This window comes from Methylobacterium sp. J-043, assembly GCF_022829505.1.
In the GTDB taxonomy this organism is placed as follows: domain Bacteria; phylum Pseudomonadota; class Alphaproteobacteria; order Rhizobiales; family Beijerinckiaceae; genus Methylobacterium; species Methylobacterium extorquens_A.
In genome coordinates, this window is the sequence record NZ_JAKSYB010000026.1 from 272,306 (window position 1) to 278,930 (window position 6,625).

Here is a 6,625-nt window from a genome sequence, read left to right on the forward strand (position 1 = left end):
CCGCGCCCCGCGCGGCGTTCCACCCTTCCATTTTGCCCGGGCCGCGTGCGCCCGCTCCCCGTGCTTTCAAGGAGGCCCTGACCCATGTGGCGCGCCCTCGTCTTCCTGGCCCTCCTGGCCGTCGCCGCCTACGGCGCAGTGTGGATCGCCGACCATCCGGGCACCGTGACCGTCGTCTGGAACGGCTACGAGATCGGGATGAGCCTCGCCATTGGCCTCACCGGCGTACTGGTGGCCGCGATCGTCCTCGGCCTGATCTGGGCGGTCGTGACCGGTGTGATCGGCCTGCCCGCCAGCATCAGCCGCTCGACTCGCGAGCGCCGCCGCAACAAAGGTCTCGCCTCGCTCTCGCGCGGCATGATCGCCGTCGGCTCCGGTGACCCACTGGCCGCCCGCCGCCACGCGGGCGACGCCGAGCGCCTGCTCGGCAGCCAGCCGCTGACGCTCCTCCTCAAGGCCCAGGCGGCCCAGATTTCCGGAGACCGGGACGCAGCCGAGCGCGCCTTCCAGCGCATGGCGGACGATCCCGAGACCCGCGTGCTGGGTCTGCGCGGCCTGTTCGTCGAGGCCCGCCGCCGTGAGGACGACGGTGCCGCCCGCGCCTACGCCACCGAGGCCGCCCGTCTCGCGCCGAGCGTCACCTGGGCGAACGAGGCCGTGCTGGAGGCGCAATGCGCCGACGGCGAGTGGTCCGCGGCGACCGAGACCGTGGAGCGCCGCGCGGCGCTGGGGCTGATGGACAAGCACGCCGCCCGCCGCCAGCGCGCGGTGCTGCTCACCGCAGCCGCCCAGCGCCACGAGGCGGGCGAGCCCGACACCGCCGCCGAGCAGGCGCTCAGAGCCGTCAAGCTCGCCCCCGACCTCGTGCCCGCGGCCGTCATCGCCGGCCGGCTGCTCGCCCGGCGCAACGATCTGCGCAAGGCCGCCAAGATCGTGGAGGCTGCCTGGAAGGCGACCCCGCATCCGGAACTCGCCAAGGTCTACCTCAACCTGCGCACGGGCGACTCCGCCCGCGACCGGCTGGCCCGCGCTGAGAACCTGGCCAAGCTCTCGTCCTGGGAGCCGGAATCGCGTCTGGTCATCGCCCAGGCGGCGACCGAGGCCAAGGATTTCGGTCGCGCCCGTGAGGCGCTGGCGCCCCTGGCCGACGATCGGCCGACGGCGCGCGTCTGCCGGATGATGGCGCGGATCGAGGCCGCCGAGCACGGTGCCGAGAGCGGACGTTCGCGCGAGTGGCTTGCCCGTGCCGCCCGCGCCCCGCGTGACCCGGCCTGGGTCGCCGACGGCATCATCTCCGAGCGCTGGGCGCCGGTCTCGCCGGTCTCCGGCCGCCTTGACGCCTTCGTATGGAAGACGCCGCCCGAAATCCTGGTCGGCCCCGAGGACGACGACGCCCCTGCTCCGGCTGACGCCGAGCCTGCCGCCCCGGTCGCGATCCCGGCCGCGCCCGGGCCGGCTCCGGTCACCACGGACAGCCCTGCCCCGTCCACGCCCGGCTTCCTCCAGACCGGTGCAGGCACCCCCTCGGTCCTGCCGACACCAGCTCCGGTCAATAGCCCCACCGGCCCGTCACCCGCTCCGCAAGCCGCCACGGCGGACCGCCCGCGCCGCATCGCCTGAAGCGGCACGCCGCCCGGACCGGAGCCGGGCGGCGCACAACGCGTGCGTCTGTGGCATTCTTCGCCTTGCCAGACGCCCACGCCCCGGCTACAGACCCGCACCTGCCGCAAGAGACCACCGCCCGCGCCCAGCGCCCGCGACGGTCCCCGGCCGGATCCGGAGGGGTGGCCGAGTGGTTGAAGGCGCACGCCTGGAAAGTGTGTATACGGGAAACCGTATCGCGGGTTCGAATCCCGCTCCCTCCGCCAGATACCTATAAACCACTGCAAGCAGACGGTTTTCTGCTTTCGATCCCAGCCCACGCGTTGACACTGTGTCACCGTGGCTTTCGGGAGCGAAGCCAAGGGTGCGCCGCGCCGAGTACCTGCGGGTTTCAGCTCAGGCACTCGCCACAATCGGTCAGCACCATGTCAGAATCCTCGACACTACGAGTAAAGCTGTAGAACTGGTGAGCGCCTTTGGATCGCGCTCTCACGGCTGCGGAAGTGGATCGGCGCGCAGACTTACTTAGCTGGTTGGCGGCCTGCCTGAACGGCGGGCCTCACGGCAACGGAACGGTCACCGAACGATGGGGAAAAACACCAGCCCTGCCCGGCCGGCGACATCATGCTCATCGCTGACGGCGACCAGCATCAGCCTCTGGCAGGCTGCAACGCCACAGACATCGACGAGCGGTCGCTGTAGGAGCTGGTGAAACGATTCGGCCGAGGCATGAGAAAGCTCCAGCTCACGCTCTTCGAGGAGGTCTCCGCGCATCTGCCGCTCTTTGACGGCTTGCCAGAGGGCGCCATCGAACGCCTCGCTGCCAGCGGCTACGGGCGCGGACTGCTGACGGCGTCGCTCCGGGCCCGGCTGCGCAACGCCGGATTCGCCGACATGGCCGCGCTGGCGCTCGCGTCGCCGGTTGACCTTATGGCCGTGCGTAAGATCGGCCCGGTGCGGGTCAGCGCCATCCGGGCCCATCTGCTCGATGAACTGGCGCGGCTGGTTCCGGGCACGAGAGCCGACCACGGCAGAAAGGCGACCGACCGGCGGCGCCTGGAGCGGCTGCGCACCATGCCGGGCGGACGGTTCGACGGCGCGGGCGAAACCTGCGCCGATCTGGCCTTGAAGCCCTGTGCCGATATCAGGGCAGAACTCGATATCCCAGCGGCTCACCTCGACCGGATCGCCGCAGCTCTCATCTTAGCGCTCGTGCCGCAACAGCCGCTTGTGCCGTCCGTTGCGGCTGCGCCTGAGGTCGAAGCGGCACGAGAAGCAAGGTGCGCGCGCGAGCGCGCCGAGCAGCTACGGGAGCAAGACCGCGAATGGGACGAAGCCGCTCCTGAGGCTGACGTTCTGCCGGGGCGGGCGCTCCGGTAGGGGGTGCCGCGAACCGTTTCACAGCAAGCGTTGATCGACCGGCTCGACCGTGAACGCTCGATACGGCAGGTAAGGCTTCTACCGGAAATCCTTCGGGAACGAGGCCGCGAACCAAGCGACAGCCTGCCAGCAGCCATAGACCAGTATGCCGATGAGCAAGCCGCCGATCATGAGCCGAAGCCGGAATGCATCATCTCGCCGAGATGGTTGCTTCGGTTGCCGCCTCTCCATCACCGTCCCTCCCGCGAGCGCACTTGAGCGCATCCTGCGCTACACCACGCGGACGGAGGAACGGATGCTCATGGGCGCTTGGATACTACCCGCTCGTATCTGGCGGCAGGGCCTCACGACGCAAGGCGATGTGAACGTGATACACTCATGGGCATCAGCGTCGCCGTCACCACGGCGTCAGCTCTCAGCGCAGCCCGCCGCCTTGAGCCTCCCGATCAGCCCTGCGACACGCCCGATAATCTCGGGAAATACGGGCTATTGCTGCGGTTCAGAGCGGGAGCGGTCGGTCTCCCTTGTGAGCCGCCCGGTGCCTTCCGGGGCGAGAAATACGGATCGTAGTCGCTCCAAGACGCAGACTTTGCAGCATCGGGCTTGCGGGCGACCGGCTTCGTAGCGGTTCTCGTCATGAAGGCCTGTCCATTGGTTTGAACAGGCCTTTTAGGGGAAAAAGGTTAACCCCACTGTTACCAAAATGGCACGAACGCGCAGGTTGGGATCGAGCGATCAGGCAGAGTTCTTCGCACCAGCATCGCAATGATGTCAGCAGCTCACGGCGGCCGAACAGCGTTCGTAAGACGCGATGAATGCATCCGCCTCGTGTCGTTGCAAGCCCGTGACGACAAGCCCTTCCGTCGAAACCGTCCAGAGACCATCGGCATTCTGCGAGAGGACAAGTTTCGTCATCGATACCCCCTTGGTCCGACCGATCCGACGTGTGTTCCAGGCAGTGGTTCCGCGGATGGGCGGCAGCTTACGAATACGGCTCCGGCAGCACACCTGACCTTTCCGAGAATTACTCTTTCGAGGCATGGGTTACCCGCGGCGCCCTGGTAGCTGCCGCTGCGGAGAACACCCCGCCAGAAACCGGTTATGAACGGAGGCAAGATGAGACTGGGAGATCCGGCCTCGAGGCAGACGTCGTCGAAAGTGAGTGCATGGCCCGCAAGCGTCTCCGCCCCACGACCGAGAGCCTGATCGAGGCCGCCGGCCGTCTCGGCCTGTCCCCGGCAGAGATCGATCTCGAGGCGCTGCGCGTCCACCTCGAACTTCCGGAATTCGGGGCTGCAGTCGAGGACGAGCGTGTGGCGCACGCTCTGCGGGAGATGAAGACAGCGCGTGCCTTCGTCGAGACCGGCATTCCGGCCCTCAAGCGAGCGGTCCCCGCCCTCAGGGCGGTGGTGGCCAAGGACCGGAGCATCCGGTGGAGCGTCCGGGTCGGCATCCCGCTGCTCGATGCGGGCCGCATGGACTTGCGTATCGATGCGGGGCCGGACCCGATCACAGCCGAAATCCTCCAAAGCATGGCGGCGCGGAACGATCCGACGCGTCGGCTTGAAGAACTGCGCGCCGCCGTGGCGGAAACGGCGGTCCAGACCACGCGCGACCTGCGCAAGCCGACCGATCGGCTCAGATCTCAGATCCTCGTCGATCTTCGCGAGGTGGGTGCCGATGCGGCGGCCTATCTTGAGCATATGGATCGCTCGTTGCGCTCCCGCCCGTTCAACTTCGGTCCGAGGCTGGCCCGTTCCCTGGCGGATGCTCTGGCGCCGGTCCGCCAACGTGCAAAAGCCGTGGCGCGCGAGGGCTCACGCCTGCGACGCCTTCGGGATCAAGTCGGTTTCGGTGCCTATATCGAGAAATTCGCCGTAGCCCGCCGGCTGAACCGGCGCATCCTCTTCCACATGGGCCCGACGAATTCGGGAAAGACCTATGCAGCTCTAAAGGCGCTGAGCGCGGCCACGACCGGCGCCTACCTGGCACCGCTGCGTCTTCTGGCGTTGGAAAACTACGAGGCGCTGCGCGAGCGCGGCCTTCGGGCCGGCATGGTCACCGGCGAGGAAGTGCTGGGCGAGCTCGAACCGACCCACACGGCCCGAACGATCGAAACGGCCGACCTCACCCGTCCGATCGACGTCGCGGTCATCGACGAAATCCAGATGCTCTCGGATCCGGACCGCGGCTGGGCCTGGACGAACGCCCTGTTCGGTGTTCCTGCCAAGACCGTCATCGTCTGCGGATCGGACGATGCGCTCTCCTACGTCCGCCGCGCCGCCGAGGCTGCCAACGAGTCGCTCGAAGTCATCAACTTCGAGCGCAAATCGCCGCTCGTGCTTCTCGACGAACCCGTCCCCCTGGAGAAGGTCGAGCCGGGTGATGCCGTGGTGGCCTTCTCCCGCCGGGCCGTACACGAGAATCGTGAAATCCTGGTCGCTCGCGGCCATCGGGTGGCAACGATCTACGGCGCCCTGTCGCCGGAGGTCCGCCGCGCCGAGGCCGCACGGTTCCGGTCCGGCGAGGCCAACGTTCTGGTGACGACGGATGCGATCGGCATGGGCCTCAATCTCGGGCCCTTGAAGCGGATCGTCTTCTCGACCGTGCGCAAGTGGGACGGCGTCCAGGAGCGCGTGCTCACCAATTCCGAGATCCGGCAGATTGCCGGCCGGGCCGGGCGCTACGGGCATCAGGACGTCGGCTATGTGGCGGCGACCGAACCGACCGCCGTCGAGCCGATCCGAACAGCTCTGGCCGGCGCACCGACGGCACCGGCAGCCGACACGCGCTTCTACGTACGCCCCGACCTGACTGCCATCCGCTCCGTGGCCGAGGAGATGCGGACGCCGAGCCTCTATGAAGTGATGACGCATTTCGCGCGCGCCACTTTCTACGCCGGCTCGCCATTCCAGCCGTCGGCTCTGGAAGAGGTTCTCGAGATCGCACGGGCCATCGATCGCGCGCGGCTGCCGATCGAGGAAAAGTTCATCTTCTCCGTCTGTCCGATCAATCGGCGGGACGAGATCGCGATGGGCATGCTGGAGCGCTGGAGCCAGGTTCGCGCGGCCGGGACAACCGTCCCCGCCCTGCGAGCGAGCGTCACCGGCGAACTCGATTATCAGGAGCGGACGGTGAAACTCGCCAGCGCCTATCTATGGCTGGCGCGGCGTTTTCCCGAAACCTTCGACGACATCGAGGCGACCCAGCATATGCGTCGTTACGCCAACGATGCGATCGAGCATCACTTGCGGCAGACGGCGACGCGCAAGGCGGAGCGTCGGGGACGGCGGGCCGGGGGAACGCAGTGACCTCTTTTTGGCGGGATCGGACTCAGCTCGGATGAGCAGGTGACCCCGCCGCTCAGCCGATTTGTCCGCGCCAAGTTTCGAAAGCACGCGAAGCCCCCTCCCCTTCGGTTGGCATTCGGCGGGGACGATCACCCTGGCGTGTCGGTATGTCGGTACGCCGATTGCCCTGTCGGTTGGCCTGAACGGAAAACAGCCCGCGACCGGCTGGGGTCTGCGGGCTTGGGATCGTGTGCGGGAATGTCGGTGTGTTCGTCTGGTGTATGCGTGTGTGTATTGGTTGCGGGGGCTGGATTTGAACCAGCGACCTTCAGGTTATGAGCCTGACGAGCTAC

General features: G+C 67.6%; 3 protein-coding genes and 1 tRNA gene. All 4 read left to right on the forward strand.

Features of this window, described 5'->3' with window-relative positions:
• The first annotated feature begins 84 nt into the window (after positions 1-84).
• Entirely contained in the window at positions 85-1,620 is a 1,536-nt protein-coding gene (locus MKK50_RS03730) for a heme biosynthesis protein HemY (RefSeq protein ID WP_499020459.1), read from the forward strand.
• A 158-nt stretch (positions 1,621-1,778) separates the two neighbouring features.
• A tRNA-Ser gene (locus MKK50_RS03735) sits at positions 1,779-1,868 on the forward strand.
• Between the two features lie 463 nt (positions 1,869-2,331).
• Entirely contained in the window at positions 2,332-2,982 is a 651-nt protein-coding gene (locus tag MKK50_RS03740) for a hypothetical protein (RefSeq protein WP_499020461.1), read from the forward strand.
• Between the two features lie 1,166 nt (positions 2,983-4,148).
• Positions 4,149-6,293 carry a helicase-related protein gene (locus tag MKK50_RS03745; protein ID WP_499020463.1) on the forward strand — a complete coding sequence of 715 codons (2,145 nt, stop codon included), beginning with the start codon at positions 4,149-4,151 and terminating at the stop codon, positions 6,291-6,293.
• Positions 6,294-6,625: the final 332 nt, after the last annotated feature.